The 20,080-nt window shown below is 66.3% G+C and carries 15 protein-coding genes; 8 read left to right on the plus strand and 7 right to left on the minus strand.

Features of this window, described 5'->3' with window-relative positions; translation table 11 throughout:
* The first annotated feature begins 223 nt into the window (after positions 1–223).
* Positions 224–1,114: a MurR/RpiR family transcriptional regulator gene (locus tag AC3WMA_RS11130; RefSeq protein WP_257732721.1), complete on the plus strand. Its 891-nt coding sequence runs from the start codon at positions 224–226 to the stop codon at positions 1,112–1,114.
* A gap of 6 nt (positions 1,115–1,120) precedes the next feature.
* Here AC3WMA_RS11130 and aptA read toward each other — a convergent pair whose 3' ends face one another.
* Positions 1,121–2,470, minus strand: coding sequence for an omega-aminotransferase AptA (aptA, locus tag AC3WMA_RS11135; RefSeq protein ID WP_492285422.1), 1,350 nt, complete (start codon positions 2,468–2,470; stop codon positions 1,121–1,123).
* A gap of 140 nt (positions 2,471–2,610) precedes the next feature.
* Between aptA and AC3WMA_RS11140 the strand changes: the two genes are divergently transcribed.
* From AC3WMA_RS11140 to AC3WMA_RS11160, 5 genes are all read left to right on the plus strand, one after another.
* Complete coding sequence (locus AC3WMA_RS11140) at positions 2,611–3,159, plus strand: cupin domain-containing protein (RefSeq protein ID WP_492285423.1); 549 nt, start codon at positions 2,611–2,613, stop codon at positions 3,157–3,159.
* Between the two features lie 452 nt (positions 3,160–3,611).
* The gene (locus AC3WMA_RS11145) at positions 3,612–5,216 is read left to right on the plus strand and encodes an ABC transporter substrate-binding protein (RefSeq protein ID WP_492285424.1); all 1,605 of its coding nucleotides are present in this window, start codon (positions 3,612–3,614) and stop codon (positions 5,214–5,216) included.
* A gap of 10 nt (positions 5,217–5,226) precedes the next feature.
* A complete protein-coding gene (locus AC3WMA_RS11150) occupies positions 5,227–6,168 on the plus strand; it encodes an ABC transporter permease (RefSeq protein ID WP_492285425.1) in 942 nt (313 codons plus the stop codon).
* Entirely contained in the window at positions 6,165–7,037 is an 873-nt protein-coding gene (locus AC3WMA_RS11155; RefSeq protein ID WP_492285426.1) for an ABC transporter permease, read from the plus strand. The genes AC3WMA_RS11150 and AC3WMA_RS11155 overlap by 4 nt, the downstream gene beginning before the upstream one ends.
* Positions 7,038–7,231: 194 nt before the next feature.
* Positions 7,232–8,425, plus strand: coding sequence for an amidohydrolase family protein (locus AC3WMA_RS11160; RefSeq protein ID WP_492285427.1), 1,194 nt, complete (start codon positions 7,232–7,234; stop codon positions 8,423–8,425).
* 299 nt (positions 8,426–8,724) lie between these two features.
* Here the strand turns inward: AC3WMA_RS11160 and arcC are convergent, their stop codons facing one another.
* From arcC to AC3WMA_RS11190, 6 genes are all read right to left on the minus strand, one after another.
* Positions 8,725–9,708, minus strand: a complete 984-nt coding sequence (arcC, locus tag AC3WMA_RS11165; protein WP_492285428.1) for a carbamate kinase — start codon at positions 9,706–9,708, stop codon at positions 8,725–8,727.
* Between the two features lie 98 nt (positions 9,709–9,806).
* The gene (locus AC3WMA_RS11170; RefSeq protein WP_492285429.1) at positions 9,807–11,237 is read right to left on the minus strand and encodes a YlbE family protein; all 1,431 of its coding nucleotides are present in this window, start codon (positions 11,235–11,237) and stop codon (positions 9,807–9,809) included.
* Between the two features lie 2 nt (positions 11,238–11,239).
* Positions 11,240–12,784, minus strand: a complete 1,545-nt coding sequence (gene fdrA, locus AC3WMA_RS11175) for an acyl-CoA synthetase FdrA (protein ID WP_492285430.1) — start codon at positions 12,782–12,784, stop codon at positions 11,240–11,242.
* Positions 12,762–13,664, minus strand: a complete 903-nt coding sequence (locus AC3WMA_RS11180) for an oxamate carbamoyltransferase subunit AllH family protein (RefSeq protein WP_492285431.1) — start codon at positions 13,662–13,664, stop codon at positions 12,762–12,764. Before AC3WMA_RS11180 ends, fdrA begins: the two co-directional genes overlap by 23 nt.
* A gap of 39 nt (positions 13,665–13,703) precedes the next feature.
* Entirely contained in the window at positions 13,704–14,936 is a 1,233-nt protein-coding gene (locus tag AC3WMA_RS11185; protein WP_492285432.1) for an ankyrin repeat domain-containing protein, read from the minus strand.
* 94 nt (positions 14,937–15,030) lie between these two features.
* Positions 15,031–16,605, minus strand: coding sequence for a SulP family inorganic anion transporter (locus AC3WMA_RS11190; RefSeq protein ID WP_492285433.1), 1,575 nt, complete (start codon positions 16,603–16,605; stop codon positions 15,031–15,033).
* Positions 16,606–16,816: 211 nt separating this feature from the next.
* Here AC3WMA_RS11190 and AC3WMA_RS11195 point away from each other — a divergent pair, with 211 nt between their 5' ends.
* Positions 16,817–18,502: a PucR family transcriptional regulator gene (locus AC3WMA_RS11195; protein ID WP_492285434.1), complete on the plus strand. Its 1,686-nt coding sequence runs from the start codon at positions 16,817–16,819 to the stop codon at positions 18,500–18,502.
* 414 nt (positions 18,503–18,916) lie between these two features.
* The gene (locus tag AC3WMA_RS11200; RefSeq protein WP_492285435.1) at positions 18,917–20,008 is read left to right on the plus strand and encodes a LacI family DNA-binding transcriptional regulator; all 1,092 of its coding nucleotides are present in this window, start codon (positions 18,917–18,919) and stop codon (positions 20,006–20,008) included.
* Positions 20,009–20,080 lie beyond the last annotated feature (72 nt).

Below are 20,080 nucleotides of genomic sequence, written 5' to 3' on the forward strand. Positions count from 1 at the left end.
GGCGCGGACAGAGCGCCGCGGCGCGCAGCCTCATGACACGCCTCGCGCAGAGATGCAACATTTGTTTTATATGATACAAAAACGAAACGATTGACTTCTAAACTGTTGCGACGGAACAATCCGACGCAACAGCCTTTTAGGCTGAGGGAAAGCCGAGAAACCGTTTGAAATCCGTCCGCCGCGCGGGAATGGTCGCGATCGGACAGAGAAGGGCGCGATTCAAATGTTGCAGGCCGATCCCTTGCGCGAGCGCATCGTCAGCCTCTTCGACGGCATGTCCCCGCAATTGCGGCAGGCGGCGCGCTACATCATCGAGCATCCGCAGGAGGTGGCGCTGGTCTCGATGCGGGAACTCGCCCGCAATGCCGGCGTGCAGCCCTCAACGATGACGCGGCTCGCCAAGTTCCTCGGGCTTGCCGGCTATGACGACATCCGCGCCCATCATGCCGAGGCGATCCGCTTCCGCGTCGACGGTTTCGCAGCGCGTGCGATGCAGACCGAGGAGAACGAGCAGGACATGGCGGCGGCGCAATTGTCGCGCCGCATGCTGCAGGGCCTCGCCGCCCAGATCGCGCGCCTGACGGAGCCGGCCTCGCTCGAACGCCTCGCCGCCGCCGCCGACCGGCTGGCGCAGGCCCGCCGCATCTTCGTGCTCGGGCTGCGTTCATGCCATTCGGTGGCCTGGCACTTCCATTACGTGATGACGCTGCTCGGCGAGAAGACGACCCATCTCGATGGGCCGGCCGACACGGTGGGCGACGGGCTGATCCGGGCCGGCGCGGAGGATGTCCTCCTCGCCATCTCGATCAACCCCTATGCCCTGCACAGCCTGGAGCTGGCGCAACTCGCCCGCGAGAAAGGACTCGGCATCGTCGCGATCACCGATAGCGAGGTCTCGCCACTGGTCGGGCTCGCCGATCTCACCATCCTCTGCTCGACCGAAAGCCAGAGCTTCTTCCACACGCTGGCGCCGGCGCTGGCGATCTCCGAGGTGCTCTGCGGGTTGCTCGCCAACAAGGACCGCACGGCAGCGCTCGCCGCGCTCCAGCGCGCCGACCGCCACCTGCTCTCGCTGAACACCTATGCGACGGCGATTCCGCGCCGCCGCATCTGAGGACCGTCAGGCGACCCGCTTCAGCGCGCCGCGCAGCGTCTCGACCATCTCGCCGATCTGGTCCTCCTCGACGATCAGCGGCGGCGACAGCGCTATGATATCGCCGGTGACGCGGATCAGCAGCCCCTTCTCGAAGCAGTCGACGAAGACCTCATAGGCGCGCGCGCCGGCAGCGCCATCGCGCGAGGAAAGCTCGATGCCGGCGACGAGGCCGAGATTGCGGATGTCGATCACATGCGGGGCATCCCGCAGCGAATGCATCGCGTTCTCCCAGGCCGGCGCCAGCTTCGCCGCCCGCGTCAGCAGCCCTTCGGCGGCATAGATATCGAGCGTGGCGATGCCCGCCGCGCAGGCGACCGGATGGCCGGAATAGGTATAGCCGTGGAAGAGCTCGATCATGCCTTCCGGCCCGGTCATCAAGCCATCATGCACCTTCCGGCTGGCGAAGACCGCGCCCATTGGCACCGCGCCGTTGGTCAGGCCCTTGGCCGTGGTCATCAGGTCCGGCATCACCCCGAAATAATCGGCGGCGAAGGGCGTGCCGAGACGGCCGAAGCCGGTGATGACCTCGTCGAAGACCAGGAGGATGCCGTGCTTGGTCGCGATCTCGCGCAGGCGCTGCAGATAACCCTTCGGCGGCAGCAGTACGCCGGTGGAGCCGGCCATCGGCTCGACGATCACGGCGGCAATCGTCTCCGCGCCATGCAGCGCGACCAGCCGCTCGAGATCGTCGGCAAGCTCGGCGCCATGCTCGGGCATGCCGCGGGTGAAGGCGTTGCGTGCAAGATCATGGGTATGGCGCAAGTGGTCGGTGCCCGGCAGCTGCGGGAAGACGCGGCGGTTGTTGACGAGACCGCCGACCGAGATGCCGCCGAAGCCGACGCCGTGATAGCCACGCTCGCGCCCGATCAGGCGGGTCCGCGTGCCCTGGCCGATGGCGCGCTGATAGGCGACCGCGATCTTGAGCGCGGTATCGACCGATTCCGACCCAGAGCCGGTGAAGAACACCCGGTCGAGCTTGTTCGCGCCCTCGCCCGGGGCGATGGCGGCGAGCCGCTCGGCAAAATCAAAAACGATCGGATGGCCCATCTGGAAGGCCGGCGCGAAATCAAGCTCGGCGATCTGGTGCGAGACGGCCTCGCTGATCTGCCGGCGGCCATGGCCGGCATTGCAGCACCACAGGCCCGCGGTGCCGTCCATGACCTTGCGGCCATCCTCGGTGGCGTAATGCATGCCGCTGGCGCTGGCGAGCAGGCGCGGCGCCTGCTTGAACTGCCGGTTCGCGGTGAACGGCATCCAGAAGGCATCGAGCGAACGGGCGTTCTGCAGCGCGGACGGCTTGGTGTTGACGGTCATGACGGCCTCCCTTTATGGCCCGTCAGTGCTCATGTTTTCGTCAGCGCAACAAGTCTGTTTCAGTGTCGCTTTAATCCCTTGAAAAATATGGACTGATCTGGATAACGTTCAAGATTCAGAACAGCAGGAACAGGCCGGCGATGCATATCGATGTCGGAGCCCGTCTCAGATATGTCCGGATGCAGCGGGGCCTGTCTCAGCGCGCGCTCGCCAAGCAGGCCGGCGTGACCAATTCCTCGATCTCGCTGATCGAGGCGAACGAGGTGAACCCCTCGGTCGGCGTCCTCAAGCGCATCCTCGACGGCATCCCGATCAGCCTGTCGGAGTTCTTCGCCTTCGAGCCGGAGAAGCCGCGGCAGGTCTTCTACCAGGCCGAAGAGCTGGTCGAGATCGGCAAGGGCGGCATCTCCTTCCGCCAGGTCGGCGAGAACCTGTTCGGCCGCGCCCTCCAGATCATCAAGGAGCGCTACGAGCCCGGCGCCGATACCGGCCGCGTGCTGCTGACCCATGAGGGCGAGGAAGGTGGCGTCGTGCTCGCCGGCCGGATCGAGCTCACCGTCGGCGAGGAGCGTCGCATCCTCGGCCCCGGCGACGCCTATTATTTCGAGAGCACCCGCCCGCACCGTTTCCGCTGCGTCGGCCCGGTCGCTTGCGAGATCGTCAGCGCCTGCACGCCGCCGACCTTCTAGCCTCCGCTAGTTTGACACGGACCCACGCCGTCATTCCGGGGCGGGCCGCAAGGCCCGAGCCCGGAACCCATGAACACTACAGTCGCTCATCAAGGCACCCGTTTGGCTGCGTTTCTCAATCACCGTCGTGTTCATGGCTTCCGGGCTCTTCGCTGACGCGAAGCCCCGGAATGACAGCGGAGCCACGACGAGGCCGAAGCGGCCAAACGCCCCCCGGGGCCCGGATTGCCATGCCTCCCCATTCAATTCCTGCATGATAATAATTGGATGATTTAATTTGAAAATCGGAGAGATCGCCTCATCATAAAACCCGAATAATATAACAATTCCGGGGCATAATACTCGACCTCCCTTGACGATGCCGATGCCGTCGACAGTGGATGCTGCCGGCGCGCGGTCCCACAGGCTTGGTCGAAACCAAATCAACTTCCCGGCAACATCAGGGATGAAACATGAATAGGCGCGATTTCCTCAAGATTGCCGCTCAGTCGGCCGTCTTTACGCAATTGACTCCGTTCTTCACTGCGCCGGCGCATGCGGCTGGCAAGAAGGAACTGCGCTATATTCCCGAAGCCGACCTGAACATTCTCGACCCCGTCTGGAGCACCTCGACCATCGTCCAGGTCTATGGCCATCTGGTCTTCGACACGCTCTACGGCTTCGACAAGGACTACAACGTCCATCCGCAGATGGCCGAGGGCCATGTCATCTCAGACGACAAGCTGCAATGGACGATCAAGCTGCGCGACGGGCTGCAATTCCATGACGGCACGCCGGTCCTGGCCAAGGATTGCGTCGCCAGCATCAACCGCTGGGGCAAGCGCGACTTCATGGGCGCGGCCCTGCTCGGCGTCGTCGACACGATGACCGCGGTCGATGACCGCACGCTCCAGTTCAAGCTGAAGAAGCCTTTCCCGCTGCTGCCGATGACGCTCGCCACCAGCGGCTCGAACATGCCGGCGATCATGCCGGAACGCATCGCCATGACCTCGCCGACCGAGCAGATCCGCGAGAGCATCGGCTCAGGCCCCTATCGCTTCGCCAAGGAGCAGTGGGTCTCCGGCTCCAAGGCCGTCTTCGAGAAATTCGCCGGCTACAAGCCACGCAGCGACTCCTTCGCACCGACCTACACGGCCGGTCCCAAGATCGCGCATTTCGAGAAGATCGTCTGGAACATCATCCCCGACGCCTCGACCGCCGCCGCCGCCCTCCAGGCCGGCGAGATCGACATGATCGAGATGGTCGGCGCGGACTTCCTGCCCGTGCTCAAGGCCGATCCCAATATCCGCCTGCTGCCGCGCACGACGCCGAATTTCGCGGTGATGCGCTTCAATCATCTGCAGCCGCCCTTCAACAACCCGGTGATCCGGCGGGCGCTGCTCAAGGCCTTCGACCAGCGTGCGATCATGTCCGGCACCTTCGGCGAGGAGAACGCGGCGTTCTGGCAGTCCGGCGTCGGCTTCTTCAGCCCGGATTCGCCGATGACGACCACGGTTGGCCTGGAGGCTTTCACCAGCCCGCGCGACGTCAAGAAGGCGGCCGAGGAGATCAAGGCCGCCGGCTATAACGGCGAGCGCGTCGTGGTGCTCGATCCCGTCGACTACCCCTGGACGCATCCCTGCACGCTGCTGGCCGCCGACACGCTGAAGAAGGTCGGCCTCAATGTCGACATCCAGGCGATGGACTGGGGCACGCTGATGCAGCGCCGCCTCAGCAAGGAGCCCGCGGACAAGGGCGGCTGGAACGTCTTCCTCACCGCGCTGTCGGGCATGAGCAACTTCAACCCGGTCGGGCATATCGGCCTGCGCGGCAACGGTAACGACGCCTGGGTCGGCTGGCCGACGGCGCCGCGACTCGAGGAGCTGCGCCAGCAATGGCTCGATGCGCCTGACGTCGCGACGCAGAAGACAATCTGCGAGGAGATCCAGAAGCAGGCCCTGATCGACGTGCCCTATATCCCGCTCGGCGGCTTCGCCACCGTCAGCGGTTACCGGAGCAACGTGACGGATATCCAGCTCCAGCGGCCGCTCTTCTTCACGATGACCGCCAAGGGCTGAGACAGGGCCCATGCTCTCCCATATCGCACGCCGGCTGCTCGCAGCGCTGCCGGTCATGACCTTCGTCGCGCTGTTCGTCTTCGGCCTGCTCTATCTCGCGCCGGGCGATCCCGCCGCGATCATGGCAGGCGACCAGGCGACGGCGGCCGACATCGCCCGCATCCGCGTCGCCCTGAAGCTCGACGACCCGTTCCCGATCCGCTTCGGGAACTGGGTCTGGAGCCTGCTCCGCGGCGATCTCGGCCTCTCGCTCTTCACCAACCAGCCGGTCGCAGCAATGATCGTGCAGCGCCTGGAACCGACCTATCTGCTGATGCTGATGACGCTCGTCGTCTCGGTGACACTGGCGCTGCCGATCGGCGTGATCGCCGCCTGGAAGCACAACACGGCGAGCGACCGCATGGTCATGGTCTTCGCCGTGCTGAGCTTCTCGGTGCCCTCCTTCGTCGTCGGCTACCTGCTCGCCTTCGTCTTCGGCCTGCAGCTGCGCTGGCTGCCGGTGCAGGGCTATGTGCCGATGTCCAACGGCCTCTGGCCGGCGGTCCGCAGCCTGATCCTGCCGGCGATCGCGCTCGGCAGCGTCTATATCGGCCTGCTCGCCCGCATCACCCGCGCCACCATGCTGGAGGTGCTGGCGCAGGACTATGTCCGCACCGCCCGCGCCAAGGGCGCCGAGGAACGCAAGATCCTGTTCAAGCACGCGCTGAAGAACTGCTCGGTGCCGATCATCACCACCATCGGCAGCGGCGTCGCGCTGCTGATCGGCGGCGCGATCGTCACCGAGACGGTCTTCGCCATTCCCGGCCTCGGCCGCCTGACCGTCGATGCCATCCTGCGCCGCGACTACCCCGTCATCCAGGGCGTCATCCTGCTGTTCAGCTTCATGTACGTGCTCGTGAACCTGCTGGTCGACATGCTCTACACCGTCTTCGATCCGAGGATCCGCTATTGACCGCCATCACCTCCGACGCCGCGCCGCGCGGCGGCCGGCAGAGCCGGCTCGGGCAGCTCGCCCGCAATCCGAGCATCGCCTGCGGCGCCGCCGTGCTCGTCCTCCTCATCCTGGTCGCCCTGCTCGCGCCCGTTCTCGGCACGCGTGACCCGACGGCGATCTCGGCCTTCGACCGTGCCAAGCTGCCTTCGGGTGCCTTCTGGTTCGGCACCGACATGCTCGGCCGCGATCTCTACTCCCGCGTGCTCTACGGGACCCGCGTCTCGCTCATCGTCGGCTTTTCGGTCGCGATCGGTTCGACCATCCTCGGCGTGCTGATCGGCGTCTTCGCAGGCTTCCTGCCCCGCTTCGACGCCTTCGTCATGCGGGTCATGGACGGGCTGATGGCGATCCCCTCGATCCTGCTCGCCATCGCGCTGATCGCGCTCAACCGCGCCTCGATCTGGAACGTCATCCTCGCGGTCACCATCGCCGAGACGCCGCGCGTCGTGCGGCTGATCCGCGGCGTCGTGCTCTTCCTGCGCGAGGAGCCCTATGTCGAGGCCGCCCGCTCCTGCGGCGCCAGTGTTCCCTGGATCATCTTCCGCCACATCCTGCCCAACACCTTCGCGCCGATCGCAGTCCAAGCGACCTATATCTGCGCGGTCGCGATCCTGGCGGAAGCGGCGCTCTCCTTCATCGGTGCCGGCGTGCCGCCGTCGACCCCGTCCTGGGGCAACATCATGGCCGAAGGTCGCGCGCTCTGGCAGATCAAGCCCTACATCATCTTCTTCCCGGCGCTGTTCCTGTCGATCACCGTGCTTGCCATCAACATGCTCGGCGACGGCCTGCGCGATGCCCTCGACCCGCGCCTGCGCAAGCGGGTGTGAAACCCGGACGCCTCCACGGGGAGCCAAGCTCGGTACGCCCCACTCCCCGTGGACAACTCGCCCCGCCGTGCGACACCGGCGGGGCGCCTTTTATGCCGACGGCTGCGGCGGGCTGGTCCTATGATCCGGCCGGCCAAAGCCGTCATCGACGTTGAGAAGCCGGCATGCGCCGGTCTGGAAGAAGGAGATGCCTCGTGACTGATACCCTCTTGATCCGGAATGTCCGCCCGGCCGGCGGGGCGGCGACGGATGTGCTGGTCCGTGACGGGCGCATCGCGGCGATCGGCGCCGGCGCAACCGGGGCGGACGTAACCTTCGATGCCGGCGGCCGCTTGATGATCCCCGGTCTCGTCGAGGCCCATACCCATCTCGACAAGAGCTTCTGGGGCATGGGTTGGCACAAGCACACCGCCGGCCCTGCCCTGATCGACAAGATCGAGACCGAGCGCCGCAACCGCCGCGAATTCGGTATCGACGCCGACCGCCAGTCCGGCCGGCTCGTCGCCCAGATGGTCAAGCTCGGCACCACCCATATCCGCAGCCATGTCGACGTCGACACGGAGGTCGGCCTGGCCGGCATCGAGGGTGTCTTGGCCATGCGCGAGCGCCTCAAGGACGTGATCGATGTCGAGATCGTCGCCTTCGCGCAGTCGGGCATGCTGATCCGCCCCGGCACGCTCGAACTGCTCGATCAGGCGATGGCGATGGGCGCTGATGTCGTCGGCGGCCTCGATCCCTGCACGCTCGACCGCGACCCCAAGGGTCATCTCGACGCGATCTTCGGCCTCGCCGAAAAATACGGCCGCCCACTCGACATCCATCTGCACGAACGCGGCGAGGTCGGCGCCTTCTCGATGGAGCTCATCATCGAGCGCACCCGCGCGCTCGGCATGCAGGGCAAGGTCGCGATCAGCCACGCCTTCTGCCTGGGCATGCCCGATGCCGACTATGTCCGCCGCCTGATCGAGAGCCTGGCCAAGGAGCGCATCGCACTGGTCACCACCGCGCCGGCTTCCTCGCCCGCCCCCTCGGTCATGGCCTGCCTCAAGGCCGGCGTGGTCATCAGCGGCGGCTCGGACGGCGTGCGCGACAGCTGGAACCCCTATGGCATGGGCGACATGCTGGAGCGGGCGACGCTGGTCGGCCTGCGCAACAATTTCCGCCGCGACGAGGAAATGGAGCTGGCGCTCGACGTCTGCACCTATCAGGGCGCCAAGACGATGGGCATCGCGGATTACGGCCTCGATGTCGGCTGCATCGCCGATCTCGTGATCCTGCCGGGTGAGACGATCTGCGAAGCCATCGTCGAGCGCCCGGCCGACCGCACCGTCGTCAAGCGCGGCAGGATCGTCGCGCGCCACGGCGAACTGACCCAGCCCATCGCCTGACGGGCCGATCCCGTATCGTCAGCGGCGTCGCGGAGCTTCACGCTCGCGGCGCCGTTTTCGTTTGCCGACCGGTAGATGGCCGGTGGCATGAAAAAGGGCCGCCGGTCATCCGGCGGCCCGCTCCATATCTTTTGCCCCGAGGCTGTTCGTTATCCTCGGAAACACACCGTCATCCCGGGCTTGCCCCGGGATCCATCGGAGGGCTCGGAGCTCTACGATGGGTCCCGGATCGGCGCTGCTGCGCAGCTTGTCCGGGATGACGGCGAGGTTCCGAGAAACGCGACAAGCGTCGAAGAAACTCAGGCCGCCGCCGCGAAGGCCTCGTCGGAGACGATCTGCGTGCCGGCCTCGCCGCGGAGCGCCGCGACCGCATCCTCGATGCGCGCGATGATGCAGCGCCGGCCGCCGCCTTCGATGAACTGCACGGCCGCGTCGATCTTCGGCCCCATGCTGCCGGGCGGGAAATGCCCCTCTTCATGCAGGCGCTTGATCTCGGACAGGCTGACGCGATCGAGGAAGCGCTGCTCCGGCTTGCCGAAATGCACGGCGACGCGCGGCACGGCGGTCAGGATGATCATGTCCGGGATGTCGAGCAGGTTCGCCATCTTGGCGGTGGTGCGGTCCTTGTCGATCACCGCCTCGACGCCACGGCTCTGGCCGTTGGGCTGGCGCACCACCGGCACGCCGCCGCCGCCACCCGCGATCACGACCGCGCCCTTCTCCGCCAGCGCCTGCACGAGGTCGAAATCGACGATGTGCTGCGGCAGCGGCGAAGGCACGACATGGCGCCAGCCGCGGCCGGAATCCTCCTTCATCAGCCAGCCCATCTCGGCGCTCAGCGCCTTGGCCTCCTCCTCGGTGTAGAAATAGCCGATCGGCTTCGACGGGTTCTGGAAGGCCGGGTCGTTCGGGTCGACCTCGACCTGCGTCAGCACGCAGGTCACCTCGCGCGGATTGCCCTTGGCGCGCAGCGCGTTCTCCAGCGCCTGCGTCAGGAGATAGGCGATGCCGCCCTGGCTATGGGCGACGCAGATGTCGAGCGGCATCGGCGCGACGCGATGGCGGGCAATGGCATGGCGCAGCAGCATCTTGCCGACGACCGGGCCATTGCCATGGGTGATGATCAATTGCGAGCCGAGCTCCATCAATGGCAGCAGGGCGGCGCCCGTCTCGGCCGCAAGCTGCCCCTGCTCCTCGGCGGTGCCGCGGATGCCCTCGGGATGGATGGCGTTGCCGCCGATGGCGATGATCAGGCGATCCGGAACGGCGTCGATCGAAGTCATGAATCCTCCTCCCACGCGCCGGCCGGCAGGTCGCGGCGCATGTTGAAATTGTTCGTTGGTGCGGAACGCGGGCCGCGAGAGGCGGCCCGCGGCAGTCTTCAGCCCGCGACGCCTTCCTGGCGTGCGAAGGCCAGCAGAGCCTTCTCGAAAGCCTCCATCGGCGGATAGGTGATGCCGGCGCCGATCATGCCGATGCCGGCTTCCTTATGGGCGATGGCGGTGTTGATGACGGGCATGATGCCGGTCTGCAGCACCTTGCGCATGTCGATGCCGGTCGGCACGCCCTTGAAGTTGAGCAGGGGCACCGTGACGTTCGGGTTCTCGGCCGTGGTGATCTCGGCCATGCGGACGGAAAAGCCGATGGCTTCATCGACCGTGCCACCGACGAGCGGCACGATGGCCGGCGCCGCCGCCATGGCGAAGCCGCCAATGCCATAGGTCTCGGTGATCGCGCTGTCGCCGATATCGAGGCCTGAATCCTCCGGCTTGTAGCCGGCGAACATCGGGCCGATGACCTTCTGCGCCGGGCCGGTGAACCAGGTGAAGCCCGGCACGCCGCTGATGCGGATGCCGAACTCGACGCCGTTGCGGCACATCGTCGTCAGGATCGTCGAGTGGGGCACATCATGGGCAGCGTCGAGCGCGCATTTGCACATCGCCATCCAGGTCGGGCCGGAGAAATAGTCGCTGCTGGCGACGAAATCGAAGACCTCGCGCTTCTGGGCCGTCGTGAACGAGGTCTCCAGGATGAAGGGCGCGAGCTTCTGGATCAGGATCGTCGTGCCGGCCACGTTGCGGTTATGGCACTCGTCGCCCATGTGCAGCGCCTGCGAAAGCAGCAGGCGCAGGTCGATTTCGCCGGCGATCTGCATCGCCTCGCGCAGGATCGGGCCGAGCACGTCGCGCATCCAGTTCAGCCGGGCGATGACGGTCTCGTCATTGGCGCCCATGCGCAGGATCTTGGAGAGCTGCTCGCTGAGATTGGTGTAGGCGACGTTGCCATAGGTCTTGTTCTTGACGATATGCATGAACATCGAGGCCGAGGTCACGCCGGCCATCGAACCCACGCAGTTATGCTCGTGGCAGGGCGAGAAGGTGATCTCACCGGAGGCCGCGAGCGCGGCCGCCTCCTCCAGGTTCTTGGCGAGCCCCTCGAAGACCAGCGCACCGGTGACCGCGCCCTTCATCGGGCCGGACATCCGCTCCCAGGTGATCGGCGGGCCGGCATGCAGGATGGTGGTCTTGGTCATGCCGGGCACGACCTCGAGCGCCGGGCCGAAGCCGACCAGCACGGGCTGCGACTTCAGGATGCGCTCGACCGCCTCCTGGTTCGCTTTCTCGATGCGCGCCGCGATCTCGGGGCGTGCGAGGGCTTCAAGCGCGTCGATCAGTTCGGGCTTGCCGCCGGCCGGCGGGCGCCAGTCGAGATGGACGGCGCTGCCGCCCTGCTTCTCGATGTCGTCCTTGAACATTTCGAGGCCGATATTGATGACGCTGACCTTGCTGAACAGGTCGTTGATGCTGGACATGATCAGTTCTCCTTGGAGACGAAACCGCGCGCCAGCAGGCCGGCATTGGTGCAGCTGCTGGCAATGGTGACGCCCACTTCCGAAAGCTTGGCCGTCTGCTCGGCGAGCGACTGGCTGCCGAGATCCGTGCCGAGGACATAGCCGAGGATCTCGAGATGGCGTCCCTCGGCCGCCGCGATCTGCTTGGCCTCGACGAGGGCGGGGATCATCACGCCGGCCGGGTCCTCATGGGCGCCGTAGCCGAGAATGAAATCGAGCACGATGACGCCGACCGAGGGGTCGCGCGCCTCCTGCACCAGCCGCGCGAGGCGCTGGGACGGGTCGATCATCGGGTGCGGCCGGCCGCGGGTGAAATCGTCGTCGCCGAAATCGATGAAGGTATGCTCGATGCTGGTGGAGACATCCTTCAGCTTGCGCGCCGGGTCCTTGGCGATGTTGCTGTAGACGTTGTCGTAGCTCTCCTTGGCGATCAGCATCATCTCCTCGCAGAGCGTGCCGCCGCAGAGCAGCGCGCGGATATAGCGCTGCTCGGGCTTCAGCTTGGCGCGGGTCTCGGCAATCAGAGGCAGGTTGAGCGCCCGCTTGTTGATCTCCTCCTCCTTCCGGCCAGCCAGGATGACGGCCTTCAGCGCGGCCTCCTTGGTGGTCTTGCCGAATTGCAGGCCGGCCTCGGTGACGGCCTCCTCCGAGCCGCCGAGCAGGCAGGCGACGACCGGCTTGCCGCAGGAAGCGGCCGCCGCCAGCACCTTGTCCCGCACCGACTTAGCCGGGGGCTTGGAGACCAGCACGATCACCTCGGTCGCCGGATCGCGGGCAAGCGCATTGATGCCATCGATCATCATGATGCCGCCGACCTTCTCGTTGAGGTCGCGCCCGCCGGTGCCGATGATCTGGGTGATGCCGCCGCCGAAATCGTGGATGCGGGCCGCGACCTCCTGGCTGCCGGTGCCGGAGGCGCCGACGATGCCGATATTGCCGGCGCGCACGGCGTTGGCGAAGCACAGGCCGACGCCACCGATATAGGCGGTGCCGCAATCCGGCCCCATCATCAGCAGGCCCTTGTCATGGGCGAGCGTCTTGAGGGCGACCTCGTCCTCGATCGAGACGTTGTCGCTGAACATCATGACATGCAGGCCGCTCTCCAGCGCGCGGCGCGCCTCGCGGCTGGCGAACTCGCCGGCGACCGCGATGATCGCGAGATTGGCGCCCGGCACATGGGCGACGGCCGACTCGATCGTCGCGTAGTTCATCTTGCGGCCGGTCTCGTTGCCGCCCTTCTGCTTGAACAATTCGTCGATCTCGACCAGCGCCTGTTCGGCGATCTCGTCGGACGCCGAGCGCACCACGATCATCAGGTCGCCGCTCTGGGCCTCCGCCGCTTCCGGCGTCAGCATGCCGACATTCTGCAGCACCTCCTTGTTCATGGCGGTGCCCATGCCGATCATCGCCTGGTCGACGCCGGCAACCGCATTGGCCCGCCCGGTCACCGACATCAGCGAGACTGAGTCGAAATAGGTGTTCCGCTTAATGGCGGTCTTGATGGCCATGATCCCATTCTCCGTTGTCGATGAGCGACGCCAGCCCACGGATGACGCCGAAAGCGATCTCGGTCCCGGATGAGGAGCCGATCGCGAGAACCTGTGCGAGCGCCTGCGATGAGGGCTCCGCTGTCGCGCTGCCGAGCGCGATGATGAGGCGCGCGACGCGCTCGCGAACCTCGCCGCGCGCCGCCTTGGCGATGGCGGCATAGGCGATCGGGTTGGTCGCGCTTTTGGCGAGCCTGATCACGCCGTGCGCGAAGGCATCGCTGCCGAGATCGGCCTGCCGACGGCAGAGCGCGCGGGCCGCGAGCAGCCCGGTCAGGAAGTCGTCGCCCGAAGGCGTGAGCCCCGGCCCGAGGCCGAGCAACCGGCCGGCATGCGCCAGCGCCGCCTCCGTGTCGCCGCGCCCCAGCGCGAGCGCGAGCCCGTCCGCGCCTTCATGCAGCATCCGGGTCGTCAATCGCGCGATCTCGGTATCGGCCATGCCCTCGATGAAGCCGCCGGGCGTGCCGTTGCGCCAGATCGCCGCCTCGGCTTCCGCCAATCGCCGGCGCAGCAGCCCGGTCGCGCAATGCGTCTCCGGCACGGGCGTGCGCCAGACGACCGCCCCGTCGACGGTCACCATCGCCTTGCCGGCAATGGCGAGGCTGCCGCCTCCGGCCCTGACGCTGTCGCCCTGGCAGATGCCGATCGCGAGGAAATCATCGGCCGTGACGACCAGCGAATTCGGCCCGTCATCGAGATCGCCGGTGACGAGCGTGTGCAGTTCGCCATTGCTCAGGCAGGCGATGTTGACCGCCCGGTGGAAGGCGCTGTGGACCACGCCCGCGAAGGCCGCGCCGTTCACGCGTGCCAGGAAGGCGCCGTCGCCGGACCTTGCCTGCATGGTGACATGCGCGCGCATTGGGGCGGGCCCAGCCAGCATTCAGCTGGCGCGGACGGCCGGAGGCCGGCCTGATGCTGCGAGCTCGGCCTGTGCCTCGGCCTCGCGGCCGAGAAGCCGAAGCGACTGCGCCTTGTGCTGGCGATAGAGCGGGTTGCCGGGATCGGACGCGATCGCGATCTCGATCGCGCTGATCGCCTCCTCGTGCCGGCCGAGCGAGCGCAGGCTGTTGCCCTTGTGGAAGGCGAAGTCGTAGCGGCCGGGAGCGCGCGCGAGCAGTTCGTCCATCACCGCGACGGCAGCCTCGTGCCGGCCGAGTTCGCGTAGGTAATTCGACTTGTGATAGCGCAGGAACAGCGCCTGGGGCTGCTTCGCGATACCTGCATCGAAGGCCGCGAGCGCGGCTTCCGGCTGCTTCATCGCCCGCCAGGCATAGGCGATGTAGAAATGGAACTCGATCGCCCCGGGGGGCGCGGCGAGCACCGTCTCGAAGACGCGGATCGCCTCCTCGTTGCGCCCGAGCTCGTAGAGATAATAGCCCTTGTAGTAGCCGAGATCGGCATCGCCCGGATGCTGCGCCAGCGCGGCCTCGACGATGGCGAGCGCCTCCTCGTAGCGCTCCGCCTTCTCGGCCTGCTTGGCCTGCCGGATCGCCGCTGCGCCCGGCCCGGATGCGGCGCCTTCGCCGCGGAATATCTTCAGAACCCGCTCCTGGCCGAGCGCATGCGCATGCTCCAGCGAGGACTTGCCGTCGCGATCCCTGAGATGCGGGTCCGCGCCCGCCTCGACCAGCGCCTCGACCACGTCGCCATAGAGCCGACCGCCATCGCCGAGGATCACGGCTTCGAGCAGGGCCGACCAGCCGAGATCATTGGCGCGATCCACCGGTATGCCGGCCGCCAGACAGACGCGCACCGTGCGCAAAAAGCCCTTCTCGCTCGACGGCAGCAGCGGCGTGCCGCCGAAGCGGTTGACGCTGTTCGGATCGGCGCCCGAGGCGATGGCGAGCTTCAGGATCTCGTTGAAGCCGTTCGCGCCCGCGCAGAGATAGGGCGAGAGCATGGTGATGTCGCGGGCATTGACGTCGCTGCCGGCCGCGATCAGGCGCCGCGCCAGCGGCAGGTTGTTCTTCTGGGTCGCCGCCATCAGCGCCGTGCGCCCGGTCTCGTCCTTGGCATCCACCTTGGCACCCTCGGCGAGGAGGCGCTCGATCGTAGCCATGTCGCCTTTGTCGGCAGCGGCGATCAGGGGCGGGTTGGCGGGCGCGGCGTTCATCGGGTCTTCCTGTCGATCGGTGGGGCGGCGCCCGGACGGGCGCCGCGGAGAACATGAAAGGCAATCGCAGAGCGAGCGGGCCCGCGCCGCAGGCTCATGCCTTGCTGGTGGCCGGCTTCATGTCGCTGGCCGAGCCGATGCCGGTCTGCATCGCGCGATCCACCTCGCGCAGGTTGAGGTAGTGCTTGAGCACGAAGACGCCGGCAATCATGCAGTATGCATAGACCAGTGGCATGGCGTGCGGCTGAGCGAAGCCGACGGTCGGCGCGTGGATAACGCCGAACAGCGTCAGGAAGCCGCCGACCAGCGCCGCGACCGCGCCGCGCATCGGCTTGTCGGTGATCGCGAAGATCGTGATGCAGCCCCAGGTCATGCTGCTCAGCGGCGCGCCATTCCCGAGATTGGACAGGCCCTGATAATAGACGCCCTTCTTGGCGAGCGCCTCGACGCCGACGGTCTTGGCGGCGGTGCCGGCGGCCGACAGCGTGTTATTGGTCAGCGTCAGCGCCCAGTTGGCGATCCACGGGAACATCGTGACGAAGATCACCGGCACTTCGTCGCGTGGCGATTCCCGCACCACCTGGTTGGCCGTGACGATGCCGATATAGACGAGGATCGGAACCACCGCGACCATCGGGATCAGCGCCAGCAGGAAGGCGCCAAGCCCGAACAGCGAGACCAGGAACATGGTCAGGCCGGTGAAGAAGGTGTAGCCGGTGCCGGCGCCGATCGATTTCCAGCCGGAATGGCCGATATAGACGGTGACCGGGAACGGATTGCCGAAGAAGGCGCCGAGCGTGGAGGACAGGCCGTTGGCCATCATCACCTGGCGCGTCGGATAGGGATCGCCGGCGGCATGCGCGCTCTCGATATTCTCGAGGTCGAACACGTAATTGGCGAGGCCGAGCGGCACGGCCGAGGCGAGATAGGGCAGCGCATGCGGCAGGCCCTGCATGAAGCTGGAGATATGCAGCGTCGGCGGGTTGAAGCCGAAGGTCGACAGCGAGTTCTTGATCTCGGCCGGGCTCTGCAGGCCGAATATCCAGGCCAGCGCCGTGCCGGCCGCGAGCAGCAGGAAGCCGGTCGGCACCTTCGGGAAGATCGGCTTCTTGCCGAACCAGTTCAGGAAGATCAGCGCGAGCACCACGAAGGCGACGGTTGGCGTCTCGAAGGACTGCAGCATCGGGTTCATCGCCAGCAGCAGCAGGCCGAGACCGGCGAGGCAGGACAAGAGCACCGTGCGCGGGATCGTCTTGCGGATGGTCTCGCCCAGGAAGGAGCCGCCGACCAGGATCATCGCCTCGACGAAGCACCAGACCAGCGCGATCTGCAGCGCGAACTCAGCATCCTTGGTCTGCAGATAAACCGGCAGGATGACGAGGAAGGTCACCGTGAAGATCGACGGCGCGCTCGGGCCGGAGGGCAGCGCGGTCACGTCGGCGCGGCCGGTTTCCTTGACGAGCTTGTAGGCGAAATAGGTGTACCAGAGGCTCGCGGCGAAGACGGCGAGACCGAAGGCCGGGGCGATCCGGCCGTAGACCATCTCCTTGGGGAAGCCGACAACGAAGAGCAGCAGGCCGATCATCGTGAGCAGATTGGTCAGGTTGTTGGCCAGCAGGCCGAAATACCCGCCCCAGTCGCCCTTTCGCCAGATAAACGATCTATCCATCGATTGTCCCCATTCTCTCGGGCGCGCTCCAGCTGCGCGATCCCCGCCGTCGAACGATCTTCTTTTGAGGGGAGCCTAGTGAGCCGGCGACAGGCGAACCATTGCCAGGCCACCTAAATTGACCGGCCTTGTTTTATCCAGGATGGACAAAAATCGAACCATTCTAACCGGGTTTGGCTTGCGGATACCCGCCATTCACGCATAGATCGGCATGGCGGAGTGGTCGCTGGCGCGGCAGGAATGGCAGGCGCGGGCCACCCTGGGAGCCCGGACCATGGCCCATCAGCTCAAGATCTCCGAACTGCTGCAATTCGCGCCGTTCAGGCAGGCCCGCCTGATCTGCGGGGAAGAGGGCCTGTCCAACCCCGTCCGGGGCGTCAATGTCATCGAGGCGCCCGATGTCACCGACTGGGTGCAACCCGGCGACGTCCTCCTTACCAATTTCTATTCGCTCGACCGCCTGCGCCCGCTCGACGCCTTCATCGCGAAGGTCGCGGCCCGCAAGCTCAGTGCCTTGATCGTCAAGACCGGGCTCTTCGTGCAGGAGGTCCCGGAGGAGATCGTCGAGGCGGCGCGCAGGCACCGCCTGCCCGTCATCGAGATCCCCCGCAACGTGCTCTACCGGACGATCGTCCTGTGCATCTCCGAGCATCTCCTCAGTGAGCGGCTCGGCGTGCTCGAACGCTTCAAGGAGATCAGCGACCATTTCCTCAGCGCCTCGCTGGCGAACCAGGGCGCCTTCCGCATCCTGAAATCGCTGGAGACCTTCATCGGCAATCCGGTCGGGCTCTATGACGAGAAGCTGCAATGCCTCGCCGGCACCACCGGCAGCTCGGTGAGCCTCACCCCGCCCGAAGGCCATCAGGAGGGCGCGCCCTATTACATCCAGACCATCACCTCCCCCGAGGCCGACGACCGCATCTGCAACCGCTACGTCTTCTCGGTCCGCGTCGGTGACGAGGTCAGGCTCTATCTCACCGTGCTCGAACTGAACGGTGAGCTGGAGGATGTCCAGTCCATCGCCATCGAGAGCGCCATCAACGCGCTGGCGCTGGATTTCCTCAGGCAGCAAGCCGTGATCGAGGTCGAGAAGCAGTTCCGCTTCGATCTGATCGGTGATCTGCTCGGCGGCAGCGCCCTGCCCTCCAGCGAGTTGCATCGCCGCGCCGGCCTGATCCAGTGGGACCTGAAGCGCAGGCACGCCGTCGCCGTGCTCGGGCTCAAGGCCACCCAGAAGCAGCCCGCTCCCGGTCCAGGCGATGGCAAGAAGCTCGAGCGACTGGCGCAGCTTCTCACCGACCTCATCGACAACGCCCATGCCCAGGTCCGAGGCGGCCATGTCGTGCTGTTCTGGCCAGCCGGCGAGGGCCGCGAATGGCGCACGCAGCTCGAACGCCGCTTCGCCGAACTGAACGCGCTCTGGTCACGCGGCGAGGAACGCGCCGTCCTGCATGCCGGGATCGGTGAGATCGCGGCCGAGATCGAAAGCCTGCCCCGGAGCTACCGGCAGGCGCTCGACGCGCTCAATATCGGCATCCGCGCGCGGTTCGCGAAGCAGATCGTCGCCTTTCACGAGCTCGGCATCTACCGCATGCTCTGCCGGCTCGCGCCACAACACGAGCTCCAGGAGATGGTCCCGCCCTCGCTGCAGCGGCTTGTGTCGGTCAGAACACGGGCGCGCGCCGATCTCGTCGAGACGCTGGAGGCCTATATCGCCTGCAACGGCAATGCGCTCAAAACCTCGCGGCGCCTCGACGTCCACCCCAAGACGGTCCTGTACAGGCTCGACAAGATCAGGTCGGAAGCAGGCATCGATCTCGACGATGCAGACGAGATGCTGATGGTCCAGATCGGCCTCAAGATCCTGAAAATGGAGAATGCCGCCGATGCCGCCTAGAGCCGGCAATTCCTTCTCCCCGAGCCCGAAAACTTGAAAGTCCCTGCGATTGACCCGCTTCCATATTCCCCGGATGCTCAAATCCATCGGAGCGATCCGGTCGCGGGATTTGTCGGAGCAGCTTGCGCCACGTCAACAACGCTAAAAGCACCACGGTCTATCGTGGGCTCCCGACAAGGAGACACGGGCGTGGTCTATGCTCTGATCATCAACAGCCTGCTGCGGCTGTCAGCCTTCCTGCGCTGGACGCGAACCGGCTGAGGCGAAGGCCGCTCGCTCGGTCACATCGCCCGCCATCTCCGAGCGGCGAACCGCAGCGAAGAATCTCGATACTGCCACCGCGGCCAACCCGTCTTGCGGCGCTCCACCTACCCTGTTAAACGTTTTTCTGTAAAACGTTTAACAGGGTAGGCAATGGTCACGGCCCGCGTCACGATCCGAGAGGTCGCCGCCCGCGCGGGCGTATCGATCGCGACCGTCTCGAACGTTTTCAGCGGCAACAAGCCGGTGAATGCCGAATTGCGCGAGCGCGTGCTGGAGGCGGCCGAAGAGCTCGCCTATCAGGTCGATCGCGCGGCATCGCAACTCCGCTCGGGCCAGGCCCGCGTCGTCGGCGTGCTCGTGCCCGATCTCGACGACGTTTTCTTCACCTCGCTCGTCTCGCAGCTCGAGGTGCTCGCCCAAAAGGATGGCTACGACATCCTCGTCGCCAGCTCCCGCGACGATCTCGGGCTGGAACAATCGCGATTGCGAACTCTGCTCGCCTGGCGCCCCTCGGGGCTGATCGCTGTGCCTTGCTCCGACACCGTTCCTGAAGCGCTACGCGGCGAGATCGGCCGCCTGCCGATCGTCTTCGCCGATCGCGTGCCGCCGGAAGGCTCAGCTGTCGACACCGTCGCGATCGACAACCGCGAAGCCGGCGAGATCGCGGCCCGGCATCTCCTCGCCAGAGGCCATCGCGACATCGTCCTCGCCGCCTCCAGCCTCGCCATCTCGCCGATCCGCGAACGCGTCCGCGGCGCCAGTGAATTGATCCGGACCATGCTCGACCGCGAGCCGACCGTGATCGAACTCGGCTCCAACGCGGATCGCGGCACTGCGACCTTCCTGCACTGGCTCGAACGGCACCAGCCGCCCAGCGCCGTGATCGCACTGACCAATGTCACGACGCTCGGCACGCTCTCGGCGCTCGCCCGGATGCGGATCGACATCCCCGATCCCGTCTCGGTCGTCGGCTTCGACGATTATCCCTGGATGAGCGCCCGCAAGACCGGCCTCACCGCGATCCGCCAGCCGATCGCGGAGATCGCCGAGACAGCATGGTTGCGCCTGCGCGCCCGCATGGCCGGCGACCGGACGCCACCCACCCGTTCCGTATTGCAGACAAGCTTGCAGGTCCGCGATTCCGTGCGCGACCGCGCCGTTGCGGCCGAAAGCAACGACCACGATCCCGATCCTCATCCGAACCCGGAAAGGCCGGCCGCTTCGCCCAAGGCGGTGCACTGACGAAGACAACCTGCGGGCGCCCAGGTGCCCGCGCCACCGGGCCAGCAGAGCCCGGAGGAAAGAAACTCTGGA

This window comes from Allobosea sp. FW305-C-101 (assembly GCF_058783685.1).

Excerpts from the sequence above, each read along its gene's own strand:
- AC3WMA_RS11130 (WP_257732721.1), top strand. The coding sequence starts at position 224 with ATGTTGCAGGCCGATCCCTTGCGCGAGCGCATCGTCAGCCTCTTCGAC.
- aptA (WP_492285422.1), bottom strand. The coding sequence starts at position 2,470 with ATGACCGTCAACACCAAGCCGTCCGCGCTGCAGAACGCCCGTTCGCTC.
- AC3WMA_RS11140 (WP_492285423.1), top strand. The coding sequence starts at position 2,611 with ATGCATATCGATGTCGGAGCCCGTCTCAGATATGTCCGGATGCAGCGG.
- AC3WMA_RS11145 (WP_492285424.1), top strand. The coding sequence starts at position 3,612 with ATGAATAGGCGCGATTTCCTCAAGATTGCCGCTCAGTCGGCCGTCTTT.
- AC3WMA_RS11150 (WP_492285425.1), top strand. The coding sequence starts at position 5,227 with ATGCTCTCCCATATCGCACGCCGGCTGCTCGCAGCGCTGCCGGTCATG.
- arcC (WP_492285428.1), bottom strand. The coding sequence starts at position 9,708 with ATGACTTCGATCGACGCCGTTCCGGATCGCCTGATCATCGCCATCGGC.
- AC3WMA_RS11170 (WP_492285429.1), bottom strand. The coding sequence starts at position 11,237 with ATGTCCAGCATCAACGACCTGTTCAGCAAGGTCAGCGTCATCAATATC.
- fdrA (WP_492285430.1), bottom strand. The coding sequence starts at position 12,784 with ATGGCCATCAAGACCGCCATTAAGCGGAACACCTATTTCGACTCAGTC.
- AC3WMA_RS11180 (WP_492285431.1), bottom strand. The coding sequence starts at position 13,664 with ATGCAGGCAAGGTCCGGCGACGGCGCCTTCCTGGCACGCGTGAACGGC.
- AC3WMA_RS11185 (WP_492285432.1), bottom strand. The coding sequence starts at position 14,936 with ATGAACGCCGCGCCCGCCAACCCGCCCCTGATCGCCGCTGCCGACAAA.
- AC3WMA_RS11190 (WP_492285433.1), bottom strand. The coding sequence starts at position 16,605 with ATGGATAGATCGTTTATCTGGCGAAAGGGCGACTGGGGCGGGTATTTC.
- AC3WMA_RS11195 (WP_492285434.1), top strand. The coding sequence starts at position 16,817 with ATGGCGGAGTGGTCGCTGGCGCGGCAGGAATGGCAGGCGCGGGCCACC.
- AC3WMA_RS11200 (WP_492285435.1), top strand. The coding sequence starts at position 18,917 with ATGGTCACGGCCCGCGTCACGATCCGAGAGGTCGCCGCCCGCGCGGGC.